The following is a 23,312-nucleotide window of genomic DNA, read 5'->3' as shown; positions in this document are numbered from 1 at the left end:
CACTCAGCCGACGCAGCCGACTCAGCCGACTCAGCCGAGGAGGGCGCGCAGCTCGGTCTCGTAGGCGGCGCAGACGTCGCTCCACGCGTAGTGCCTCCGGGCCCGCCGCCGCCCCGCCTCGCCCAGCTCGGCCCGTCGCCCGGGGTCGTCGAGCAGATCCGTGACGGCGAGGGCGATCGCGCCGGGCTCGGGGGCGACGAAGACGCCGGCCGCGCCGAGCACCTCGCGGTTGTACACGGTGTCGCGGGCCACGACCGGGGCGCCGCAGATCATCGCCTGCACGAGTGCCGGGTTCGTGCCGCCGACGCTGTGCCCGTGGAAGTACACGCCCGCGTTCCGCCAGAGGGCGAAGAGACGGCGGTCGTCGCGGAGGTGCCCGAGGTGCACGATCTTCGGCGAGCGCGCCGCCAGCTCGGCCACGCGGTCGTCGAGCTCGCCGCCGTAGCCGCTCGACCCGACGATCACCACGGTGTGCCGGCGAGCGACGACCTCGGCCGCCGCGACGAACTCCGCGACCGTGTTCTCGGGGACGAAGCGGGCGACGAACAGCGCGTATCCGCCCGGCTCGAGGTGGGCGTCGGCGATCGACAGCTCGGCGGTGACGGGGTCGGGTTCGTCGGCTCCGTAGGGCACGAAGACCCCGTCGACCCCGAACTCGTCGAGCCAGCGACGCTCGATCTCTCGGGCGTCGCAGACGATGCGGTCCGCCCAGCGCGCCGTCGCCATCGCCCCGCCGCGGAAGACCGCGCGCGCGACGCGACCCCACTTGGCGCGCTCCCACTCGATGCCGTCGACGTTGACGAGCGTCGGCACCCCGCGCCAGCGCAGCAGCGGCAGCCAGAAGCCGTTCGCGCAGTTCATCACCAAGGCGACGTCGGGGCGCCTCCGCACGGCATCGACGATCGCGGTCAACCCGTAGGTCAGCGTGCTGAGCGACCGGGTCTCGAGACCTCGGGTCTCGCGGCGCAGGATGCGCGGGTCGGCGCCATCGGCGCTCGTCGCCCCGGGTCGACCGTAGACGGTGACGTCCCACCCGGCGTCGGCGAGCGCGGGGGCGAGTCGGCGGACGGCCGTCTCGAACCCGCCGTAGTGGCTGGGGTAGCCGCGAGTCCCGATCACCGCGACTCGCGGGCGCCGCCCGGACGGGCCGAGGGGGCCGCCCGGGATCGCGGCGGCAGGACGACGGGACGGGTGGCGGGTGGGTGTCATGCGAGGCTCTCCGGTCGGTGGGGGTCGGGCACGGTCGGTCGGCCCGCGAGCGCCGTCGCCCCGGCGGCGAGGACGGTCATAGAAGGCCAGAAGACGTAGTCGAAGGTCACGAGCATCCCGACGAAGACGGCGCAGAGGGCCCGGGCGAGGGGATCGCGCGTCGCGAGGGCGACGACGAGCACGGCGATCATCAGGGCGACGCCGATCACCCCCTGCGTGGCGAGGGTGGTGACGAGCTGGTTGTCGAGCACCCAGAACCCGTCTTGGGGGAACAGCCCCTCGTCGTAGAGCCGCTCGACCGTGCCCACGCCGCTGCCGAACAGGACCTCGGCGAACGGGCGACCGAGGAGGCGCGGCACCGATCGGAGGGTCCCGGCCCGGTTCTCGTACGAACCGGACGACAGGAACCGGTCGGACGCCACACCGAGCTCGTCGACGAACACGACGACGACGACCAAGACCCCGAGGAGCGCCGCCGCGGCACGGACGACCCCGCGCCCCTCGGTGGCCGACACGATCAGCACCGCGACGGCGAGCACGGCGGCGAGCACGATGCTGCGACTGCCCGAGAGGAGCATCCCGGCGACGAGGGCCGAGCCGACGAGCACCCTGACCGGGCCGGGGACGCGGCGCCGCGCGGTGATCGTCACCACGAAGGCCACGCAGAGCACGACCCCGTAGGGGATGGGGTGCCCGAGCGTGCCCTGGACCCGCTCGAGCCCGCCGGGCAGGAGCGTGTTCACCAGCACGTACGCGTTCACGTCGCGGTGGCGCAGCCCCCAGGGCACCGGGTCGCCCGTGACGAACTCGACGACACCGAGCGCGACCTCGAGCAGGCCGAGCACGACGACGCCGACCCCGAGCACTCGGAGGTCGGTCTCCGTCACGCGCAGCAGGCACCACGCTGCGCCCACGGCGAGCAGGCCCACGCGCACCGTCAGACCGATGGCCTCGGGGTAGCCGACGGCGGTGGTCACGAGGGCGAGGCCGAACGACGTCGCCGTCAGCCCGACGACGACGCCGCCTCGCCGCCTCACGGGTGCCCCCGGCAGCACCGCGGCGACGGCCAGCAGCCCGATCGCGCCATGGACGGCCCCGGTGCGGATGCTCTCGGGGGCCGCCGACGACGCGGTGCCGACGAGCAGCCCGAGTGCGACCACGAGGAGGGCGCCCCGGCGTGCGGCGGAGGGCACGAGCAGAGCCCCCACCACCATGACGGCCAGGACGATCAGCCCCGCGGCGATGACACCCGGCCCGGTCGTCGACATGCCGCTCACGCGACGGCCCCCGAGGAGGCGCGGTGCGCGCGGACGAGGAGGGGCACCACCACCGCCGCCTGCACCCCGATCGCCACGGCCTCGGCCGCCGCGAGACCCGCGAGGGCGCCGGTCGCGCCGCCGACCGCTCCGCCCCACAGCACGCCCGTCACGCCGACCACGGCGGCGGCCGTCGCCGCGGTCGTCGTCGTGCGGACCGCGTCGAGCGTCACGAGGGCGAGCCCGAACGCCCTCGACTGGCAGGTCAGGGCGACGAGCAGCGCCGTCGCGACGACCGCCGACCCCTCGACCGTGACGGCACCCGTGAAGACGACCGCCACGACCGGCGGCATGGCCGTCAGCACCGTGACGGCCGACGCCGCGGCCAGGCCGGCGTTGAGGACGAGCGACGCGACCGTGCGGCGCGCGGCCACCGTCTCGTCGGGCGAGCCGACCCAGACCTGGAGTCGCTGGGGCACGACCGCGACGATGCCGAGCCCCGCGCGGGCCAGCCGGTCGACGGCGGCGAAGGCGGCCACGGAGCCGGGCGCCACGGCCTGCAGCAGCGCGGCCGGCAGGGTCTTGTACAGCGCGGTGACACCCCGCCCGGCGGTCACCACGAGCTGCCCGCGGACGATCGACGGCACGGCCAGCAGACGCTCGCGGGCCGGTGCGACCCGGACGCCCGCCGCCCGCGCGGTCGCGACCAGGGTGACCACCACGGCGAGCAGCGAGGCGAGGCCGTACGCCTCGAGCGGCCCGCCGAGGGCGATGACCCCGGCAGCCGACAGGGCGAGGACGACCCGCGGCAGGGCCTCGCAGAGCAGCGTCAGCCCCGGTCGACCGAGACCCACGAAGAGCCAGGTCGGGCTGAGCGCACCACCGGCGACGCCGAGGGTCAGCAGCACCGCCGCCCCGCGGTGCTCGTCGACGAGCAGCGTCACGGTGACGACCGCGACGGGCGCGAGGACGGCGAGCGCGACGAGGCGAGAGGCGAGGGCGTCGTGGTGGATCTCGGCGTGCCTCTGCGGATCGCGCGCGACGCGCTGCGGGCCGACGACCACCCAGCCGAGCTCGGCGACCACGGCGACAGCGGCCCCGACGGACAGGGCGACGGCGCAGACCGCCCAGCCGTCGGCCCCGAAACGCGTCGTCACGGCCGGCACGACGGCGAACGGGGCGAGTGCGACGACGACGGGCGAGGCGCCGTAGAGCAGCAGGGTCGTCAGGTGCCCGACGAGGCGCCTCACCGTCCGACGCCCGGGACGCCCCGGTGCGCCCGCTCGCCGAGGTGCGCGCCGAAGTGGGCGTCGAGTCGAGCGAACCCGCGTGCGACGAGGGCCTCGAGCGCCGGTGCGATCGGTGCGGCTCGCTCGTCCGAAGCGATCGCCGAGGCTGCGACGGCGCCGGTGCCGCTCGGGCGCCCGCGCCTCTCGTCCACGTCGATCAACGCGGCGGCCAGGGAGGCGGCGTCGCCCGGCTCGGTCTGGACGAGCAGCGGCCCCACCACCGCCTGCAGCTCGTCGAGCGCCGCGCTGCGCTGCGTGACGACCGTCCGCCCGCAGGCGAGGCCCTGCCAGACCTTGTTGGCGACGACCGAGAGGGCCTTGGGCGAATCGCCGAAGACGCCGAGCACCACGTCGCTCCGCCCGATCAAGGCGAGGAGCTCGCTCTCGGCGACGGGGTCGACGAACCGGCAGGAGGCGCGGAGCCCGTTCCGCTCGACGAGCCGGCGGATGCCGTCGCGGCGGGGTCCGCCTCCGACGAGCATCAGCTCGACCGGGCGCCGCCGCCGCACGAGGGCGAGCGCCTCCACGACCCTCTCGGTGCCGTGCAGGGGGATGTAGTTGCCGTAGTAGAGCACCCGGAGGACATCCGAGGGCGGGGGCGGCGGCAGATCACGGGCCCAGGCGGGGGCCCCGACGGGGAGGGCGACGACGGGGGTCGACCCGGCCACGGGGCGGAGCGCCTCGGCGCGGGGCTCCGTGTCGATCAGGACCACGTCGGCGAGCCGGACGGCGAGCCGATCGAGCAGCCGCAGCCGCAGCGCCCGTGCCGATCTCGGCGGGACGACCCCCCAGTCGAGCACCGCCGTCTCGTGCAGCCCGATGAAGCGGTCGACCACGAGGCGGGCGCCCCGTGCTCTCGCCACCAGCCAGGCCCACGGCGCATGAGTCGTCCGCATCTCGGCCAGCACCACGACGTCGGCGTGACGGGAGCCCTGCCAGAGACCCCGGGCGTCGACGAGCGCCCGGGTGAGGCGCGAGCCGTGCCGCCGGCGGGCGACGACGGTGATCTGCGCACCGAATCGATCGGCCAGGTAGGCGCGGATGCGCGCGTTGCGGGGGTACGCGACGTCGTGGACGCCGTAGTAGAGGACTCTCACGGCCCGCGTCAGAGGGCGACGACGTGGTCGCCCGTCAGCACGTGGCGGGTGTCGAAGGTGGGCACGCCGTGCAGAAGCGACAGGTCGACGCCGTCGTGGTCGGTGACGACGACGGCGGCGTCGACCTCGGCCACGACGTCGCGGACGAGATCGACCCGGCGGATGCCCTCGGGCCAGTAGCGCTCGTGCACGTGCGGATCGACGGCGACGACCTCGGCGCCCTGCTGCAGCAGGGACTGGGCGATCTTCAGCGCCGGCGCCTCGCGCACGTCGCCGGAGTTCTTCTTGTAGGCCAGACCCACGAGCAGCACGCGCGACCCGCGGACCGATCGAGAGCAGTCGTTGAGCATCGACTGGACCCGCTCGACGACGTGGTCGGGCATGTGCTCGTTGACGTCGTTCGCCAGATCGACGAACCGGAACGGCTGACCCAGCTGGCGACGCACCTGCCACGACAGGTAGCTCGGGTCGATCGGCAGGCAGTGCCCGCCGACGCCCGGGCCGGGGGTGAAGCGCATGAAGCCGAACGGCTTCGTGGAGGCCGCGTCGATGGCCTCCCACACGTCGACGCCGAGGCGGTGGGCGAACACGGCGAGCTCGTTGACCAGCGCGACGTTGACATGGCGGAAGGTGTTCTCGAGGAGCTTCGTCAGCTCGGCTTCGCGGGTGCCCGAGACCGGGACGGTGCGGAGGACGAGATCGTCGTAGAACCGCGTGACGGCCGCCAGCGAGGCGGCGTCGATGCCCGAGACGACCTTGGGGGTCTCGACGAAGCCCCACTTCCGATTGCCCGGGTCGATGCGCTCGGGGCTGTACCCGACGTGGAAGTCCCGCCCGGCGCGGAGCCCGGAGCCGTGCTCGAGCAGGGGCACCACGAGCTCCTCCGTCGTGCCCGGGTACGTCGTCGACTCGAGGATGACGGTGGCGCCGTGCCGCAGTCGCCCCGACAACGACCTCGAGGCGCTCTCCACGAACGAGAGATCGGGCAGCCCGTCTCGGAGCGGCGTGGGGACGGTGATGACCGCGACGTCGAAGGCTTCGCCGATCTCGTCGTAGTCGGCGGTGACCCGGTAGCGACCCGAGTCGGAGGCCGCCCGGAGGGCCTCGTCGGTGACGTCGTCGACGTACGACGAACCCGCCAGGAGACCGCCGATGCGATCCAGGTCGAGATCGACGCCGACCACCCGGTACCCGACCTCGACCGCCCGCATGGCCAAGGGCAACCCGACGTACCCCTGCCCGACGACCACGACTGTGCTGCTCATGTCAACGCCCCTCTCGACGCCCCCTCGTGGGGAGTCTGGGACGATCTAAGCACAGACGATATAGCAACCGAAGAATATTACATGGGGCTGTTCATGACTCGATGCCGTCGACGGCCGCCGGGTCGGCGTCGTGCAGGAAGGTCGCGAGGCGCTCGACCTCGGAGGTCTCGCCGATGGCCGCCGCGCCCCGACGCAGCGCGTAGAGGGAGCGGAGCACCCCACGGTTGGGCTCGTGACTCCACGGGACGGGCCCCTGACCGCGCCAGCCGGCGCCGCGGAGGGCGTCGAGTCCGCGGTGGTAGCCGACCCGTGCGTAGGCGTAGGCCTCGAGATGGGCCCCTCGCGCCTCCGTCTCGTCCGACAGGAGAGCCCAGGCCAGTGACGACCGAGGATGCGCGGCCGCCACCTCGGCGCGGCTCATGGTCTCGAGGGCGGCCAGCACCTCGGGCTCGGCGGGCAGGAGCGTCTCGGGCACGCCGAGGAGGTTCTGAGAGGGCATGCGGATCAGGTTATCCGGCGACGGGGCGGATCGCCTGACCCTTCCGATCGGCAGTATTTCATGTAACGTATCTCATGTTTGCCGATCCGACTGGAGAATGATGTCCGAGCCCCACGAGCCCCTCGTATCCGTCGTCATCCCCGCCATCGCCGTCGACGACCATCTGCTCCAAGCGGTCTCGTCGGCGCTCGGCCAGACGTGGTCGCGGCTCGAGGTCGTCGTGGTGCTCGACGGGGCGACGGGGGACGAGAGCGACCTGCCGGTCGACCCGCGCCTCCTCGCGGTCCGCCTCGAACGACGGAGCGGGACGCCCGTCGCCCTTAACACGGGGATCGCCGCATCGCACGGCGAGTTCGTCGCCCGCCTCGACGCGGACGACCTGGCCGAGCCCCAGCGCATCGCGCGACAGATGTCGGCCTTCGCGTCGCGACCCGAGCTCGTGGCCCTCGGGTCGTCCGTCACGGTCGTCGACGCCGACGGGGCACCCCTCCGGCACCTCGTCGCCCCCACCGGGCCCGATCTCCGACGCTTGCTGCTCACGCGGAACGCCCTGACGCACTCGGCCACGACCTACCGCCGCTCGGCGTTCGACCTCGTCGGCGGCTACGACACGCGCTGCACGCGCATGCAGGACTACGACCTGTGGCTCCGCCTTGCGACCGTCGGCCCGATCGACAACGTGCCCGAGGCGCTCATCTCCTACCGCGTGCACGACGGGCAGCACAGTCGGCGGACTCCGCCGTGGGGCCCGGCGACCCGCAGCGTGCTCGCCGGCCGACGCCGACTGGCGGCCGCGCTCGGCTCGCCGCCGGCGGCCCAGCGGGCCCGCGACGCGGTGTGGATCGCCGCCCAGTTCGTGCGTCACGTGGGCCTCCGCCGCCCCCGGTACCTCCCCTCCCGGCTGACGCGGGGTCCGCGCCGGGGCGTGCTGCTCGTCACGACCGCCGACGGCAGCCTCGACGTGCTCTACGCGGGTCAGCTGCGGCGCTGGATCGCGCGAGGTGTCGGCCCGCTCGCGGTCGCCTCCGCCGACACGGGCCGTCTGGCGGCGGTCGGGCGCCGGGAGCGCGTGGCGACGCACGCGCTCCCCCTCGTCCGCGAGCCGGCTCCCGTCGACGACGTGAAGGCGCTCGGGGCGGCGACGAGGCTGCTGCTGCGTCTTCGCCCTGCCGTCGTGGTCTACGGGACTCCCAAGGCCTCGCTGGTCACGGCCCTGGCGGCGACGATCGCTCGGGTGCCCCGACGGGTCCATGTGCTGCACGGGCTGCGGCTCGAGACCCAGACGGGTCTCCCCCGTCGCATCAGCCTTCTCGCGGAGCGCCTCGTGGCCGTGCTGTCGACCGAGACGGTGGCGGTGAGCCGCCCCCTCGTCGACGTCTGCCGCGAGCTCGGCATCCCGACCGGCCGCACGACCGTGCTGGGCCACGGCTCGGTGGGCGGCGTCGACGTCGAGCGCTTCGAGGCGGCGGGTCGCGACCCCGAGCGGCGGCGCACCGTCCGGTCGGCGCACGGCCTGGACGACGACGACCTCGTCGTGGGCTTCGTCGGGCGGGCCTCCGCCGACAAGGGACTCGTCGAGCTCGTCTCGGCAGTCGACCGGCTCCGCCGGGAGGGCCTCGCCGCGCACCTCGTGATCGTGGGCCCCGACGAGGGCCTGGCCGACCTCCCGCCCGAGACCCGTCGGCTGCTCGGCCAGGAGGGGTTCGCCCTGCACGGTCCCGTCGACCACGCGTCCGAGGTGCTGGCCGCGTTCGACGCGTTCTGCCTCCCCTCGCACCGCGAGGGGCTGGGCTCGGTCGTGCTCGAGGCGAGCTGCGCCGGGGTGCCCGTCGTCGTGAGCGACGCCCCGGCCCTCGCCGAGGTCGTGAGAGACGGCGTCACCGGGCTCGTCGTCCCCCGACGGGACGACGTCGCGCTCGCGGACGCCCTCCGCACCGTCCTGACCGATCGGCGAGTCGCCTCGGCCCTCGCCACGGCCGCCGCAGCCTCGGTGGCCGAGCGCTTCGATCACCGCGACGTCTGGGATCGGGCCGCCGAGCACCTCCTCGGGCACCTCAGCGCGGCGGGCGCTGCGGGCGCCGCAGACCCGGCGAGCGCTGCGGACCTCGCCAGCGCCGCGGACCTCGCGGGCGCAGCGGGCGTCAGAACCGGTGCCGACGCACCCACGCGTGCATGACCACGGCGGCCGCCGCCGACGCGTTGATGCTGCGGGTCGAGCCGAACTGCGAGATCTCGAGCACGGCGTCGGAGGCCGCGATGGCCTCGTCGCTGAGACCCGGGCCCTCCTGACCGAAGAGCAGCACGCAGCGCTCGGGCAGGTCGAACGTCTCGATGGGCACCGATCCCTCGACGTTGTCGACCGCCAGGACGGGCAGCCCGGCCTCCCGCGACCACGCCAGGAAGGACGCGACGTCGGGGTGGTGCAGCACGTGCTGGTAGCGGTCGGTGACCATCGCCCCGCGCTTGTTCCACCGCCGCCGACCGACGATGTGGACGGTGTCGGCGGCGAAGGCGTTCGCGCTCCGCACGATCGACCCGATGTTCATGTCGTGCTGCCAGTTCTCGATGGCCACGTGGAAGGGATGGCGGTGCTCGTCGAGATCGGCGACGATCGCCTCCATCGTCCAGTACCGGTACCGGTCGATCACGTTGCGGGAGTCGCCGTCGCGGAGCAGCTCGACGTCGTAGCGTTCGTCGACGGGCCAGTCGGACTCGCCGCCCGGCCAGGGCCCCACGCCGTGCAGGGGCTGCAGGGCATCGGCCGGCGTCGGGTCGGAGGCGTCGTCCTGGGACATCAGGCCAGGGTACGGGTGTCCGCGTCGAGGAGGCGCGCCTCCTGAGCTCCTGGAACGTCGCGTCGTGATGGCGAGGGCGGGAGCCGGGGGCACCTCAGTAAGGTGGCCGCATGGCTACCCGCGACGAAGTCGAATGCTGGCTCACCGACATGGACGGCGTGCTCGTGCACGAGAACCATGCTCTGCCGGGGGCGGCCGCACTGATCCAGCAGTGGCAGGACGAGGGCACCCCGTACCTGGTGCTGACGAACAACTCGATCTTCACACCGCGCGACCTCGCGGCCCGGCTGCGGGCCTCGGGGCTCGACGTGCCCGAGGAGCGCATCTGGACGTCCGCGCTCGCGACCGCCGACTTCTGCCGCTCGCAGATGCCGAACGGCTCGGCGTTCGTGATCGGCGAGGCCGGCATGACCACGGCGATGCACGAGGCCGGGTTCATCATGACCGAGACCGCCCCCGACTACGTCGTCGTGGGCGAGACGCGCAACTACTCGTTCGACGCCATCACCAAGGCCGTGCGACTGATCCGCAGCGGCTCGCGCTTCATCGTGACGAACCCCGACGCGACCGGACCGAGCGCCGAGGGGGTGCTGCCCGCCACCGGGGCCATCGCGGCGATGATCCAGGCGGCGACGGGGAAGTCGCCGTACGTGGTCGGCAAGCCGAACCCGATGATGTTCCGGTCGGCCATGAACCGCATCGGCGCGCACAGCGAGAACACGGCGATGATCGGCGACCGGATGGACACCGACATCATGGCGGGCATCGAGGCCGGCCTGCACACCATCCTCGTGATGACCGGCATCAGCGACCAGGCCGAGATCGAGCGGTACCCCTTCAGGCCGAACGAGATCCTGACCGGAGTGCACGAGCTCGTGCGGGCCGAGCCGGTCGAATCCGACGTCGTCCCGTCGGAGTTCTGACCCTCTGCTCGGCCCGCTCGACGGCGGATCAGAGGTCGACGACCACCGCCGCCCAGGACAGGCCGACGCCGAACCCGACGAACAGGGCCTTCTGCCCGCGGGACACCTGCCCGCTCGCCAGCCCGGCTTCGAGCGCCAGGGGGATGGACGACGACGTCGTGTTGCCCACGTCGTGCATCGCGACGACGAACCGGGCCGGATCGATGCCGAGCTTCTTGCGCAGGGTCTCGAGCATGAAGGCGTTCGCCTGATGCAGGACGAACACGTCGATGTCGTCCATCGTGAAGCCGGCCAGCTCGAGTGAGCGGTCGACGACCTCCGGGACCACCCGCAGCGAGAACGTGAACACCTCGGGGCCGTTCATGTAGAGGTCGCGCCCCGACGGCGTCAACCCGCGGGCCGCCGGCAGCGACTTCGGAGCGAGCACCGACGGGTCGGCGAACCCGCCACCGGGGACGATCAGGTGCTCCACCCCCGACCCGTCGGTGCCGTAGGCGAAACCGGTGAGGGCCGGCGCCTCCGCCGACGCCGTCACGAGGGAGGCGCTGGCGCCGTCGCCGAAGAGCGACCGCAGCTGCCGGTCGGCCGGGTTGATGAAGCGCGAGATCGTGTCGACGGTCACGAGCAGGATCGTCCGGGCCTGCCCCGACTCGATCAGGCCCTTCGCGACCCCGAGGGCGTAGATGTAGCCCGAGCAGCCCACGGTGAGGTCGAGCGCGCCCACATGGTTCCGGAGACCGAGCCGGTGCTGCACGAGAGAGGAGGTCGACGGCATGGTGAAATCGGGGCTCTGCGTGCAGAGGAGCAGGAAGTCGACGTCGTCGCGATCGACGCCGTGCTCGCGGAAGAGACGCTCGGCCGCGCCGACGGCCAAGTCGGACGAGGTCTCGCCGTCGACCACGTGGCGGCTGACGATGCCCGTCTTCGCCGCGAGGCGGTCGATGTTCTCGGGGGCGAATTCGCGGTTCAGCTCGTCGTTGTCGACGACCCGCGGGGGGACGAACGACGCGACCGGCCCGAGGGCGGCGTAGCGGAAGGGAGCCGAGGAGGCGCGGGTCGTGCTCATCGCGCCGCCCCCGGGAGCATCACGGCCGGCACCCCGAAGACCGTCGACCCGGGGCGGACCCGGCGGAGGACGACGCTGCCGGCGCCGACGCGGGCAGAGGCGCCGACCTCGACGCCCGGGCGCAGGATGGCGCCCGTGGCGACGAACGCCCGGTCGCCGACCGTCACCCCGCCGAGCAGGGCGGCCCCGCCGCTGACGGTGGCGACGTCGCCGACGACGACGTCGTGACCCAGGGCGGCGGACGTCTGGAGCCAGACGTGCGCCCCGACCGTCACATCGGTCGAGACCACGACGAACGGATAGACGACCGACCCCTCGCCGATGCTCGACCCCGGGAGGAGGACGGCGGTGTCGTGGACGAATGTCGCGTAGACGACCCCGGCGGCGTCGAGCCGCTCGACCACGGACGCCCGCGACCGCGGCTCGCCGATCGCGCACAGCACGAGGTCGGAGGAGTCGGGGACGTACGCGTCGATCGTGGAGACGACGGGTGCCGGAGACCCGGGTCGTTCGCCGGAGTCGTCGATGAAGACGACCTCGTCGATGCGCTGGTCGGCGAGGAACCTCGGCGACGACCGCACCATGGCGAGCAGCTCGCGACCGGCCCCGCCGGCGCCGACGAGGACGAGGCGACGACGCGTCTCGACGGGATCGAGACCCCCGGTCACGCGATGACGGGTGCGGTCAGGGCCTGGACGTCGGCCAGCGTGACGCAACGAGCCAGCGCCTCGGCGTCGACGACGACACCGCACGAGGAGTCGGCCTCGGCGATGAACATCGCGTTGGCGAGGGAGTCCCAGCCGATGTCGGAGAGGCGGTCGGTCAGTGCCACGGAGCCGGGCTCGGCGTCGACGAGATCGGCGGCGAGGGTGAGCAGGTCGGTGTCGTTCATGTGTCCTCACGGGGTCGAGGAGCACGGCTGTGCTCCGACCATCATGCTACCCGTGGTACATGTATTTCACAATATCAATCCTCACTTTCGGTGAGGCTCACCGGTCGGCTCGGAGGGCGGCCGGTTCAGAGCAGAGCCGGGACCACCACCTCGGGTCGCATCATCGCGTCCGACACGATGGCGGCCAGCGCCGCCGGGCCGTCGGCGGAGGCCGCCTCGGGTGCGGCGAAGGCCGATCCGACGAGGAGGAACAGGACCAGCAGGGCGAGCACGACGACGACACCGGCCGCCACCCCCAGCAGGATCTTGCGTTCGCGAGGCCACGTCTCGATGCCGCCACCCGAGGAGGTGCGGCGCGGCCGGGTCTCGTCACCGCGCCTCCTCGAACCGGGCTCGTCGATCGGGGCCGACGACCCGGATGGGGCGGAGAAGCCGGCGAAGGGGTCGGACTCGGGCTCCGGCGCCGCCGAACCGCGACGTCTCGGCCCGGGCTCGTCGTCGTCGCCGAACAACGGGACGAAGGGCGCATCGGACGGCGTCGACCGTGCCCGGCGAGGCAGGACCGAGGTCGCGGCGTCGTCGGCCGGCTCGTCGTCGACGACGTCGTGCTGCCCACGCTCGGAAGGGTCGTGCGCGCCTCGCCTCGCGCTGGACTCCGAGTCGTCGGAATCGACGGGGTCGACTTCGTCGGAGAGCGACCACGAACCGGCAGGCAGGGTCTCGGCGGAGTCCGGTTCGGCGACGGGCTGGCGGACGATGCCGAGGATCTCGGTGAACGTCGGTTCGTACTCGTCGTCGCGGTCGGAGGGCGACGGATCGCCTGCGGCGTCGCGCGGAGCCGGTTCGGGCGCAGTCGCCGCGGGCGCCACGGCCGGCGGGGGCAGCTGACCCGCCGCCTCGGCGAGACGTCGCTCGCGGCGCGTCATCTCGTGGTGCTCCTCCACCCACCAGGGGTCGGCCGACGAGGCGGCGGCCGGCGTCGTCGCGCCGACGGGGGCCGCGTCGGAGTCGCGGCCGGGGATCTGGACGGACTCGGGACGGGATGCGGGCTCGGGCTCGGGCTCGGGTGTGGGATCGCGTGCGGGCTCGGGCTCGGGCTCGGGCTCGGGTGTGGGATCGCGTGCGGGCTCGGGCTCGGGTGCAGGTTCGGCCTCGGCCTCGGCCTCGGGTGCAGGCTCGGCCGCGGGCTCAGGCTCAGGTGCCGCCTCGGCCTCAGGCTCCGGCGGAGTGCCGGAGGGGGCCTCGGACACCGGCAGCGCCCGGGTCTCGTTCAGGGGTGCGGGCTCGGGTGGATCGACGACGGGAGGGGCGTGGTCGACGACCCGCTCCTCCTCGGGGCGGTCGTCGGCGGGCAGGGTGAACGCCCGGGTCTCGGCGTCGGAGGTCACGATGTCGTGCGCCTGCGTCGGCGGCAGGTCGTCTTCGAGGTGCGGCTCGGGCACCGGCTCAGGCTCAGGCCCCGGCTCGGGCTCGGGCTCGGAGGGCAGCGCGCTCCAGTCGAAGGTGCGCGGCTCGGCGGCGAGGTCGGACGCGGTCGGGGTCGTGAGGATCGCGGTGAACGGGCCCGGCTCGTCCGTGGACTGAGAGCGCGGAGGATCGGCAGGAGCCGAGGGGGCCGGCGACGACGCGGGCGCGGGGGTCTCGAGCGAGGGCCGCTGCTCGCGAGGCGGGGCCGCGGGGGCCGCGTGCTCGTCGGCCGCAGCCTCGGAGGCGTCCGAGGGCGCTTCGGTCGGGGTCGGCTCGGCCGAGGCGGCCCGGCGCAGCGCCGCGAGATCGAGCGCCATGGGGTGCCCGGAGCTGCGCGAGACGGTCGACTCGTCGGTCGGCGCCGGGGGGACGGGCAGGGACGGCGCGCGGCGCGGCACGACGGGGACCACCGGGACGGACGCGGCGACGGCGCTGGGCGACGAGGGCTCGGGGTCCGTCGCGGGGATGGGGGGCGTCGCGGGCCGGATCTGCAGCTCGGGCTCTGACGGCTCCGTCACCGGCGCTGCCGCCGCCTCCGGAACGGGTTCGGGCTGCTCGGTGTCGTCGGGCTCGGGCTCGGGCTCGGGCTCGGGCTCGGGGCCACCGAACTGCGCGGCGAGCCAGTCGGCGGGGTCGCGCTCGGCATCGTCGGCGTCGCGACCGGTGGCCTCGTCGGTCACGGCCGCAACCCGAGATCGTCGAGATCGATGGCGGCGAGATACGGGTAGCCGGCGGCCTCGATGACCTCGCGGGCGCCGGTGCTGCGGTCGACGACGACGGCCACGGCGGCGATCTCGGCGCCGACGGCCTCGAGCGCCCTGGCGGCCGCGAGCGGCGAGCCTCCGGTCGTCGACGTGTCTTCGAGCACGACGACCCGCTTGCCGGCGAGCTCGGGGCCCTCGACCTGCTTGCCCCGCCCGTGGTCTTTGGGCTCTTTGCGGACCACGAACGCGTCGTAGTCCTTGCCGAGCGCGACGCCCTGGTGCAGCACGGCGGCGGCGATCGGGTCGGCGCCCATGGTCAGACCGCCGACGGCGAAGACGTCGGGGACCTCGTCGATGAGGTCGACCATGACCCGGCCGATCAGCGGAGCGACCCGGTGGTCGAGGCTGACCTTGCGGAGGTCGATGTAGTAGGTCGCCTTCTTGCCGCTCGTCAGAGTGAAGTCGCCGTGGAAGACGGCTTCGGAGCCGATGAAGTCGATGAGCTGTGTGCGTGCGTCGGTCACGCGCCCAATGGTACGGCAGACCCCTCCACAGGCACCGGCTCGGCCTCCTGGCGACCACGGGGGCGGCGTCACGGGACCGGCACCGCGCCTCCCCGGTAGCGTGGTCGGCATGCGAGTCGCCACCTGGAACGTCAACTCCGTCCGCGCCCGAGTGGGCCGTGTCGTCGACTGGCTGGTGCGCGAGGACATCGACGTCGTCGGCCTGCAGGAGATCAAGTGCAAGCCCGAGCAGTTCCCGTTCGACGCGTTCCGCGAGGCGGGCTACGAGGTCGAGCTGCACGGCCTCAGCCAGTGGAACGGCGTGGCCTTCGCCAGCCGCCTGCCGATGGACGACGTCGAGATCACCTTCCCCTCGCAGCCCGGCTTCGCCAAGGGCCAGGAGGGCCCCGATCAGCCGAAGGAGGCCCGCGCCATCGGCGTCACCGTCGAGGGGGTCCGACTCTGGAGCCTCTACGTGCCCAACGGCCGCGAGCTCGGCGACCCCCATTACGACTACAAGCTCGACTGGCTGTCGAAGCTCGCCGCCGAGACCCGGGCATGGCTCACCGAGAAGCCCGATCTGCCCCTGGCCCTGATGGGCGACTGGAACGTCGCGCCTCTCGACGCCGACGTCTGGGACATGTCGGTCTTCGAGGGCAGCACGCACGTCAGCGCTCCGGAGCGCGAGGCCTTCGCCCGGTTCGAGCAGGTCGGCCTCACCGACGTCGTCCGCCCGCGGATCCCCGAGGGCTACACCTACTGGGACTACAAGCAGCTCCGGTTCCCGAAGAACGAGGGCATGCGGATCGACTTCATCATGGGCTCGAGCGCGTTCGCCGACCTCGTGACCTCGGCCGCCATCCACCGCGACGAGCGGAAGGGCGACGCCCCGAGCGACCACGTGCCCGTCGTGGTCGACCTCGACCTCGACACCGAGCTGGACGACGATCGGCCGATGATCTTCTGATCGGGGGCGCAGGCTACGCGAGCAGCGCCGCGATGACGACGAGCACCGGCACCGCGACGATGGTCGTGACGAGCACCGTGTCGCGGGCGACGACCACCCCCGTCCGATAGCGCTGCGCGTAGTTGAAGACGTTCTGCGCCGACGGCAGCCCGGCCAGCACGACCGCCACGAACAGCTCGTGCCCCTCGAAGCCGAAGACGAACGAGCCCAGCAGCCACGCGACGAGCGGCATCACGCCGAGCTTCAGCACGGTCGCGAGCACGACGTCGGCGCGACCCTCGCGGGCCTGCAGCGGTCGGGACCCGACGAGCGACATGCCGAACGAGATCAGCACCACGGGCACCGCGGCGCCTCCGACGAGCACGAACGGCTGCATCACGGCCTCGGGGATCTCGAACCCGGTCACGGCGACGACGACGCCGAGGGCCGACCCGATCAGCAGCGGGTTCGTGAACGGCCGCGCGATCGTCCGGCCGAGGCTGCTGCCGCGATTGGTGGCGGTGTCCATGACGGCGAGCACGATCGGCGTGAGCACCAGCAGCTGGAACAGCAGGACGGGCGCGACGAACGTGGCGCTGCCCAGCACGTAGGTGGCGACGGGCAGACCGATGTTGTTCGCGTTCACGTACGCGCCTCCCATCGTCCCGATGGCGGTCTCGGCCGCCGACCTCTTCAGCACGAGCTTCAGCACCAGCACCGAGATCACGGCCGCGACGAGCGACGCGGCGGCGCTGACCACCAGGAGGCGCGAGAACAGCAGATGGACGTCGGCTTGCGAGATCGTCGTGAACAGCAGGCAGGGCGTCAGCACGAAGAACACCATGCGCGACAGCACGTGGTGCCCCTGCGGCCCGAGGAGGTCGATGCGGCCGACGACGTAGCCGACGGCGATCACCGCCCCGATGATCCCGAACCCGATCAGCACTCCGCCCATGCACCCATCTTGGTGCAGACGGCAGGCGACGCGGTCAGGCCGTGCGCTCGGCCGCCCCCCGGAACTCCGTCATCGTCGCGACGCCGTCGGCCGAGACCCCCTCGCGCGACAGGACCACGCGCACCGTCCGAAGGAGGATCCGCGCGTCGAGCAGCGGGGACGCCTCGTCGACGTAGCGGACGTCGAGGGCGAGGCGGTCCTCCCACGGGATCGCATTGCGGCCGGCCACCTGCGCCAGCCCGGTCAGCCCGGGGGCGACCTCGTGCCTCCTCGCCTGCTGCGGGGTGTAGCGGTCGAGGTAGATCGGCGGCAGGGGCCGCGGGCCGACGAGACCCATGTCGCCCCGGACGACGTTGACGAGACCCGGCAGCTCGTCGAGGCTCGTCGACCGCAGTAGAGCACCGAACCGCGTCAGACGGTCGGCGTCGGAGACGAGCCCCCGGCTCGGATCGACGGGCAGCATGCTGCGGAACTTCCAGAGTCGGAAGACCCGGCCGTCTCGACCCGCACGGTCTTGACGGAAGAGGATCGGGCGACCGAGCCGCAGGGCGACCGCCGCGGCCGTCACGAGCAGCACGGGCGACAGCACGACGAGCGCGAGGGAGGCGGTGGTCGCCTCGAACGCCCGCCGCGCGACCCGCGCAGGACGTGAGCGCCAGGCCGCACGCGAGCGCCAGCCCGCACGCGAGACCCCGGCCGGCCGGGTGTTCGGGGAGGCGCGACGCGTCGGCGCCCCGTCACGCACGGACACCCGCCGCATCGAGAGCGGCCGACAGGCGGGAGCAGACCCGGTCGAGATCGTCGTCGTCGAGCACGGAGCCGCTCGGCAGACTGAGGCCCCGGTCGAAGAGCGACTCCGCAGCCCCCGTCACCAGGTGCCCGTTCGACGCGAACACCGGCTGCAGATGCAGGGGCTTCCAGAGGCGGCGGGTCTCGATCGCATCCGCCGCGAGGGCGGTTCCGACGATCGCGACGGCGGCGGGGTCGTCGAAGACGAGCGACGTCAGCCAGGCGTTGTCGGCGTGGCCGGCGGCGCCGGCGGTGAGGCCGCCGTCGGACCCGGCGTCGAGCCCGCCGTCGTGCAGCAGTCGCACACCGGGTCGACCGGCGATCAGCGATCGGTATCGCTCGCGGATCGCGTGCCGTCGGGCGATCATCTCGCCCAGTCTGGAGAGCTGCGCCCGACCGAGAGCCGCCAGGACGTTGCTGAGCCGGTAGTTGTAGCCGATCTCGTCGTGCTCGTAGTGCGCCACCGGGAGGCGCGCCTGACTCGCGACGCGCCGCGCATCGGCCGCGAGCTCGGCGTCGTCGGTCAGCAGCATGCCGCCGCCCGAGGTGGTCATGATCTTGTTCCCGTTGAACGACACGGCCGAGGCGCGGCCGAACGAGCCCGCCGGACGCCCGTGGCGGCTCGCCCCGAACGACTCGGCGCTGTCGCAGAGCACCGGCACGCCGTGGGCCTCGGCGACCGCGCCGATGCGCTCGAGATCGGCCACCCGCCCGTAGATGTCGACCGGCAGCACGGCCGAGACGGCCTTCCCCGAGGCGGCGAGCGCCGTCAGCGCCTCGTCGAGCAGATCGGGGCACAGGTTGCCGGTCTCGGGGCTGCAGTCGACGAAGTAGGGCACGGCGCCGGCGTGGACGGCGGCGTTGGCCGTGGCGGCGAAGGTGAACGAGGTCGTCACGACGAGCGAGCCCGGGAAGACGCCGAGACCGCGGAGGCCGAGATGGAGGGCCGCCGTGCCGGAGGACAGGGCGACGCCGTGACCCGCCCCGACCCGGTCGGCCACCTCGCGCTCGAAGGCGTCGACCTCGGGGCCGAGCGGTGCGACCCAGCCCGAGCGGAGCGCGCGGTCGACGGCGTCGCGCTCGGCCTCGCCGATGTCGGGTGCGGACAGGTGGATTCGCGACGCCATGGGTCTCCTCGGTGTATGTGACATACGGATATTACACGTGACGGAGGCTCACGTCGAGAGCCGACCCGCGCCTCCTCGGCTCGCGGTGGTCGATGATGGAGGGGTGACGCGACTCCACGACCCCTCGGCCCATTCGTTCGCCTCCGACAACTACGCGGGGGCACACCCCGAGGTGCTGCAGGCCCTGATCGACGCGAACGGCGGCCACGTCGGCTCGTACGGCGCCGACCCCTACACACGGAGGCTCGCCGAGGTCGTCGTCGAGCAGTTCGGCGAGGGCGCCTCGATCGACCCGGTGCTGACCGGCACGGGCGCCAACGTGGCCGCGCTGCAGGCGCTGACGCCCCGCTGGGGCGCCGTGATCTGCGCGACGACGGCCCACGTCTACACCGACGAGGGCGGTGCGCCCGAGCGCCTCGGCGGCATCAAGCTGCTGACCGTGCCGACGCCGGACGGCAAGCTCACCCCCGAGCTGATCGACCGCCAGGCGCACGGCCGCGGCGACCAGCAGCGCCCCCAGCCGCTCGCGGTGACCATCACGCAGAGCACCGAGCTCGGCACCGTCTACACGCCCGACGAGCTGCGGGCGATCACCGACCATGCGCACTCGCTCGACATGCGGGTGCATCTCGACGGCGCCCGCCTCGCCAACGCGGCGGCCTCGCTCGGCGTGCCCCTGCGGGCGATCACCCGCGACGTCGGCGTCGACTCCGTCTCGTTCGGCGGCACCAAGAACGGCCTCGTGCTCGGCGAATCGATCGTGACCTTCACCGAGGAGGCGCGGGCCGGCCTGGTCTTCCTCCGCAAGATGGACGCGCAGCTGCTCTCGAAGATGCGGTTCGTCTCGGCGCAGTTCCTGGCGATGCTCGACGACGACCTGTGGCTGCGGTCGGCGACGCAGGCGAACGCCATGGCCACCCGACTCGCGTCCGGCCTCGCCGACCTGCCCGGAGTCACGATCACGCAGGCGGTCGACGCGAACGCCGTGTTCGTGGTGCTGCCCCGGCACGCGGTCGAGCCCCTGCGCGAGCTGCACCGCTTCTACGACTGGAACCGCGCCTCCGGCGAGGTCCGCCTGATGTGCTCGTTCGACACGACGCCCGAGCAGGTGGATCGATTCGTGGGCGATGCGGGCGCGCTGCTGCGCCCATGATGACATTTCTGCATATTTAATATTTGATGTAACATGAGGTCTTGTTCAGATCCGGCGTCCCGACGCCCCGAACCGAGGACCCTCATGACATCGCTCCGCCTGCGCAACGCTCTGACCGCAGGGCTCGTGCTCGCCCTCGCCGCCCCACTGGTCGTGGCGTCGAGCCCGCATCCGCCCGCGGCCGCGACCTCGGCGTCGGCCGCGACCGCGGCGACGCTCTTGTCCGACGCCGTGCCCGGCGGCCCCCGTCCGACCTCGATCCGCCTCAGCGACGACGACGCGTCGACCACCGTGCTCGTCCACGGGCTCGGCTCCGCGAGCCAGGCGCAAGGCCGCGAGAACCGGTCGATGCGCCACAGCGACCGCCAGCCGACCGGGCGCTTCGCGTCGAACGGCGACACCCTGACCGTGACCGTCCCCGACGACGCCCCCGCCATGTCGATCGCCATCGGCCTGTTCGGGCCGCACGCGGCGTACAACGACGGAGCCGACCGCGGCCAGTGGTCGAGCGCGCTCACCCCGGGCGTGAACACGATCACCGCACCCCTCGACGGCATGGTGCACCTGACCAGCACCGTCGAGGGCGGTTCCGCCGACGTGATCGTCGAGGGCGGACGCCCCGTCCCGGTGTTCATCGCCGGTCAGACCACGAACGAGGCGCTGCGAGCCGAGATGACGCGCCTCGCCGACGCCCCGTTCGTCCAGGTGATCGGCGACCGCTTCTTCGGGGACTTCCAGACCGATGCGACGGGCACGGTGATCGTCCGGGTCGACATGGAGACCCGGGTCGCCGAACTCGACCACGCCATCGAGGTCACGAACCGCACCTACGGTCTGCGCGACGACGGAACCGGACTCGCCCGCAAGTCCGGTCACCGCATCTACGTCGCGGCGCCGGACACCGGCGGCGGCTACGCGAGCGCGACGCACGAGCGCGTGAACTTCCCCGTCCGGACGGGGGCCGCAGGCGACCTCTTCCGTGCCTCCGCAGACGACCAGTGGGGCTGGTGGCACGAGGTCGGTCACACCTATCAGACCCCGACCTTCAACTGGGCCGGTCAGGGCGAGGTGCTCGTCAACCTCTCGCCCCTCCACATCCAATCGAGCAACGGGTGGCCGAACCGACTCGACCGCATGGTGGGCGGCTTCGACTCGTTCTTCGCGCAGCCGGTCGAGGAGCGGGTGTACATGTCGGAGGGCAACGTCTGGACTCGGCTCTTCCTCTACGACCAGCTGCGCCGGGCGTTCGGCGACGACTTCTACCCCCGGGTGAACCAGGAGTACCGCGTCATGCGCGCCCTGGGCGAGCAGCAGCCCTCGGGCGCCGAGGCCCAGCGGCAGCTGTTCGCGGTGACGACGTCGCGCGTCGCCGACCGGGACCTCTCCGAGTACTTCCGACAGTGGGGCTTCGCTCTGGACGACGAGACGAAGGCCGCCCTCGCCGAGCTGCCGCCCCTGCAGAACCCGATCTGGGAGAACCGGCTGTCGACCGAGCCCGTCGTCGAGCGCGCGGTGCCCGCGTACACCGTCCCGGTGGGCGCGCTCGACGCCGTCGACGAGTCGGTCACCCTCGGTCAGCGCGCCCTCGTGACACCGCCGACGACGCGCGACCTCCGCGACTCCGACGGCGCCGGCGAGGTCGAGGTGCTCGGCACGAGCCTCGACGCGGCGGGTGTCGGCACGGGCGCGGGCGCGGCACGTCTCACCGCCGTGAACGACACCGGCGTCCGCGAGGTCCTCTCGACGCCGGTGACCGTCACCCCCGGCTCTTCCTTCCAGTTCAGGGGCCGGCAGGACCGCGTAGTCGCGACCCTCGCCCTCGAGCCGACGACCGACGAGCTCCGGATGACGGCGGGGACGACCTACACGGCGCACTCGGACTTCGGCGCCGACGAGTACGTCGGAGCGACCGTGTACGACGCCAGGGGTCGCGAGCAGAGCTCCTTCTCCATCGCCGGGCGCGACACCGCCCATGCCGCCGCCGCGGCGTTCGACGGGACCTCCGTCGGCGAGGGCTGGTACATCACGATCCGCCACCGGGAGGCGGGCAGCCGGCTGTCGCGCTGGGACGCCGACAGCCCCGTCGGGCGGAACGACGCGAGGACGCAGCACTACCGGGTGGTCGACGACCGCCTGACCGCCGTCGACTCCGTCCCGACCGCGCCCGACGGCTCGATCTCCGCCGTGCCGGCGAACGGCACGGTGCTGCTGAGCCGCGGTTCGTCGACCGCCGTCCCCGTCACGATGGAGGCGGTGGACCGGGTCACGTCGCTCGAGACCGAGCTCGTGCTCACGGCCCCTGCGGGCACCGTGTTCTCCGGATCGCAGGAGGCGCTGGTCACCGAACTGCGCCTCCCCGGCCGGTCGTGGGCCGTCACCGGCAGCGTCACCGCGACGGACGGCGTGCCGAGCGACGACGGTCGGACGCTGACGCTCACGGTCCGCGGGGCGAGCGGGCTCGATCTGCCCGACGGCGCGCGTCTGCGCTGGGCACCCGTGGTCGCCGTCCCCGACGAGGGGGCGCCGATCGGCGGCGGCCTCGACTGGACCCTGACGGGCACCGCCGGGGGTGCGGCGGTCGCGACCGGGAGCTGACGACCGGCCGTGCGCGAGACGGCGGGCGAGGAGGCGCGGGAATGACGGGTGCGCCCTGATGCGTTACAGGATCGGCGGCCCGATGACGCGCCTCCTCGCCCCGTCCCCCAGCAGAAAGACGCGCCATGTCGATCACCGAGACCACCTCGTCCACCGCCGCCCGCACCGCCGTCACCAGCGTCCCGATCGTCAGCGAGCTCGCCGAGCGCTGGAGCCCGCGCTCGTTCGACGCCGCCGCCACGGTCAGCGACCAGCAGCTCGACGCCCTGCTCGAGGCCGCCCGCTGGGCGCCGTCGGCCAACAACAGCCAGCCGGCGCGCTTCGTCGTCGCCCGACGCGGCACGCACCACTTCGACACGATCGTCGACGCCCTCGTCGGGTTCAACGCCGGCTGGGCCGTGAACGCGTCCGCGCTGATCGTCGCGATCGCCGAGACCTCGTCGGTCGAGGGCGACCTGCGCCCCACCGCCGAGTACGACCTCGGCCAGGCCGTCGCCCACCTCTCGGTCCAGGCGCAGGCCGAGGGTCTGCACACCCACCAGATGGCCGGCGTCGAGTTCGAGCGCATCGTCGCGGCGTTCGACCTCGCCGAGAACCTCAAGCCGATGACGGTCACGGCGGTCGGCGTCGTCGACAGCGCCGACAAGCTGGCCGACGCCCTCGCCGAGCGCGAGACGGCGCCCCGCACGCGCCTGCCCCTCGGCGAGCTCGTCGTCGCCCGCAGCTAGGACCCCGGCGAGGCCGCCCGCCTGATGGCGGCCCTGACGCTTTCTCAGGTGTGT

The 23,312-nt window shown here is 73.1% G+C and carries 21 protein-coding genes; 6 read left to right on the top strand and 15 right to left on the bottom strand.

Going from position 1 to position 23,312, the window contains the following annotated elements; genetic code table 11:
* Positions 1–30: 30 nt before the first annotated feature.
* From SOM13_RS08685 to SOM13_RS08660, 6 genes are all read right to left on the bottom strand, one after another.
* Entirely contained in the window at positions 31–1,209 is a 1,179-nt protein-coding gene (locus tag SOM13_RS08685) for a glycosyltransferase (protein WP_320479459.1), read from the bottom strand.
* Entirely contained in the window at positions 1,206–2,477 is a 1,272-nt protein-coding gene (locus tag SOM13_RS08680) for a hypothetical protein (protein WP_320479458.1), read from the bottom strand. Before SOM13_RS08680 ends, SOM13_RS08685 begins: the two co-directional genes overlap by 4 nt.
* 5 nt (positions 2,478–2,482) lie before the next feature.
* Positions 2,483–3,715: a hypothetical protein gene (locus tag SOM13_RS08675; protein ID WP_320479457.1), complete on the bottom strand. Its 1,233-nt coding sequence runs from the start codon at positions 3,713–3,715 to the stop codon at positions 2,483–2,485.
* On the bottom strand, positions 3,712–4,851 hold the full coding sequence (locus SOM13_RS08670) for a glycosyltransferase (protein ID WP_320479456.1): 1,140 nt from the start codon (positions 4,849–4,851) through the stop codon (positions 3,712–3,714). The genes SOM13_RS08675 and SOM13_RS08670 overlap by 4 nt, the downstream gene beginning before the upstream one ends.
* 8 nt (positions 4,852–4,859) lie before the next feature.
* Positions 4,860–6,116: a nucleotide sugar dehydrogenase gene (locus SOM13_RS08665; RefSeq protein ID WP_320479455.1), complete on the bottom strand. Its 1,257-nt coding sequence runs from the start codon at positions 6,114–6,116 to the stop codon at positions 4,860–4,862.
* A gap of 91 nt (positions 6,117–6,207) precedes the next feature.
* Positions 6,208–6,615, bottom strand: a complete 408-nt coding sequence (locus SOM13_RS08660; protein ID WP_192061563.1) for a DUF3151 domain-containing protein — start codon at positions 6,613–6,615, stop codon at positions 6,208–6,210.
* Positions 6,616–6,715: 100 nt separating this feature from the next.
* Between SOM13_RS08660 and SOM13_RS08655 the strand changes: the two genes are divergently transcribed.
* Positions 6,716–8,791: a glycosyltransferase gene (locus tag SOM13_RS08655; protein WP_320479454.1), complete on the top strand. Its 2,076-nt coding sequence runs from the start codon at positions 6,716–6,718 to the stop codon at positions 8,789–8,791.
* Here the strand turns inward: SOM13_RS08655 and SOM13_RS08650 are convergent.
* Positions 8,757–9,410 carry an RNA methyltransferase gene (locus SOM13_RS08650; protein WP_320479453.1) on the bottom strand — a complete coding sequence of 218 codons (654 nt, stop codon included), beginning with the start codon at positions 9,408–9,410 and terminating at the stop codon, positions 8,757–8,759. The genes SOM13_RS08655 and SOM13_RS08650 overlap by 35 nt on opposite strands.
* Positions 9,411–9,520: 110 nt before the next feature.
* Between SOM13_RS08650 and SOM13_RS08645 the strand changes: the two genes are divergently transcribed.
* A complete protein-coding gene (locus SOM13_RS08645) occupies positions 9,521–10,333 on the top strand; it encodes an HAD-IIA family hydrolase (RefSeq protein ID WP_192061566.1) in 813 nt (270 codons plus the stop codon).
* Between the two features lie 28 nt (positions 10,334–10,361).
* Here SOM13_RS08645 and SOM13_RS08640 read toward each other — a convergent pair whose 3' ends face one another.
* From SOM13_RS08640 to pyrE, 5 genes are all read right to left on the bottom strand, one after another.
* Positions 10,362–11,399 carry a ketoacyl-ACP synthase III gene (locus SOM13_RS08640; protein ID WP_320479452.1) on the bottom strand — a complete coding sequence of 346 codons (1,038 nt, stop codon included), beginning with the start codon at positions 11,397–11,399 and terminating at the stop codon, positions 10,362–10,364.
* Complete coding sequence (locus SOM13_RS08635) at positions 11,396–12,067, bottom strand: NeuD/PglB/VioB family sugar acetyltransferase (RefSeq protein WP_192061568.1); 672 nt, start codon at positions 12,065–12,067, stop codon at positions 11,396–11,398. Before SOM13_RS08635 ends, SOM13_RS08640 begins: the two co-directional genes overlap by 4 nt.
* The gene (locus SOM13_RS08630; RefSeq protein ID WP_320479451.1) at positions 12,064–12,291 is read right to left on the bottom strand and encodes a phosphopantetheine-binding protein; all 228 of its coding nucleotides are present in this window, start codon (positions 12,289–12,291) and stop codon (positions 12,064–12,066) included. The genes SOM13_RS08635 and SOM13_RS08630 overlap by 4 nt, the downstream gene beginning before the upstream one ends.
* 125 nt (positions 12,292–12,416) lie before the next feature.
* On the bottom strand, positions 12,417–14,438 hold the full coding sequence (locus tag SOM13_RS08625; protein WP_320479450.1) for a hypothetical protein: 2,022 nt from the start codon (positions 14,436–14,438) through the stop codon (positions 12,417–12,419).
* Positions 14,435–14,986: an orotate phosphoribosyltransferase gene (gene pyrE, locus SOM13_RS08620; protein ID WP_320479449.1), complete on the bottom strand. Its 552-nt coding sequence runs from the start codon at positions 14,984–14,986 to the stop codon at positions 14,435–14,437. The genes SOM13_RS08625 and pyrE overlap by 4 nt, the downstream gene beginning before the upstream one ends.
* A gap of 109 nt (positions 14,987–15,095) precedes the next feature.
* Here pyrE and SOM13_RS08615 point away from each other — a divergent pair, with 109 nt between their 5' ends.
* Positions 15,096–15,932, top strand: a complete 837-nt coding sequence (locus tag SOM13_RS08615) for an exodeoxyribonuclease III (RefSeq protein WP_320478118.1) — start codon at positions 15,096–15,098, stop codon at positions 15,930–15,932.
* Positions 15,933–15,945: 13 nt separating this feature from the next.
* On the opposite strand, the gene SOM13_RS08610 is transcribed toward SOM13_RS08615, so the two are convergent.
* From SOM13_RS08610 to SOM13_RS08600, 3 genes are read right to left on the bottom strand one after another with little or no spacing between them, the layout of a single operon-like run.
* A complete protein-coding gene (locus tag SOM13_RS08610; RefSeq protein ID WP_320478117.1) occupies positions 15,946–16,866 on the bottom strand; it encodes an AEC family transporter in 921 nt (306 codons plus the stop codon).
* A 34-nt stretch (positions 16,867–16,900) separates the two neighbouring features.
* Positions 16,901–17,617, bottom strand: coding sequence for a sugar transferase (locus SOM13_RS08605; RefSeq protein ID WP_320479448.1), 717 nt, complete (start codon positions 17,615–17,617; stop codon positions 16,901–16,903).
* On the bottom strand, positions 17,604–18,782 hold the full coding sequence (locus tag SOM13_RS08600) for a DegT/DnrJ/EryC1/StrS family aminotransferase (RefSeq protein ID WP_320479447.1): 1,179 nt from the start codon (positions 18,780–18,782) through the stop codon (positions 17,604–17,606). Before SOM13_RS08600 ends, SOM13_RS08605 begins: the two co-directional genes overlap by 14 nt.
* A 103-nt stretch (positions 18,783–18,885) precedes the next feature.
* On the opposite strand from SOM13_RS08600, the gene SOM13_RS08595 reads away from it, so the two are divergent.
* The 3 genes from SOM13_RS08595 (at position 18,886) to SOM13_RS08585 (ending at position 23,258) form a co-directional block, all read left to right on the top strand.
* The gene (locus SOM13_RS08595) at positions 18,886–19,935 is read left to right on the top strand and encodes a threonine aldolase family protein (protein ID WP_243213894.1); all 1,050 of its coding nucleotides are present in this window, start codon (positions 18,886–18,888) and stop codon (positions 19,933–19,935) included.
* An 84-nt stretch (positions 19,936–20,019) separates the two neighbouring features.
* Complete coding sequence (locus SOM13_RS08590) at positions 20,020–22,530, top strand: M60 family metallopeptidase (protein WP_320479446.1); 2,511 nt, start codon at positions 20,020–20,022, stop codon at positions 22,528–22,530.
* A 125-nt stretch (positions 22,531–22,655) separates the two neighbouring features.
* Positions 22,656–23,258 (top strand): nitroreductase family protein, encoded by a 603-nt coding sequence (locus SOM13_RS08585; RefSeq protein WP_192061578.1) that lies wholly within the window; start codon positions 22,656–22,658, stop codon positions 23,256–23,258.
* Positions 23,259–23,312 lie beyond the last annotated feature (54 nt).

It is taken from the genome of Frigoribacterium sp. CFBP9030, assembly GCF_034045195.1.
Classification (GTDB): domain Bacteria; phylum Actinomycetota; class Actinomycetes; order Actinomycetales; family Microbacteriaceae; genus Frigoribacterium.
Note: the sequence above shows the minus strand (reverse complement) of the source record. Positions and strands in the feature narration are given on the sequence as shown.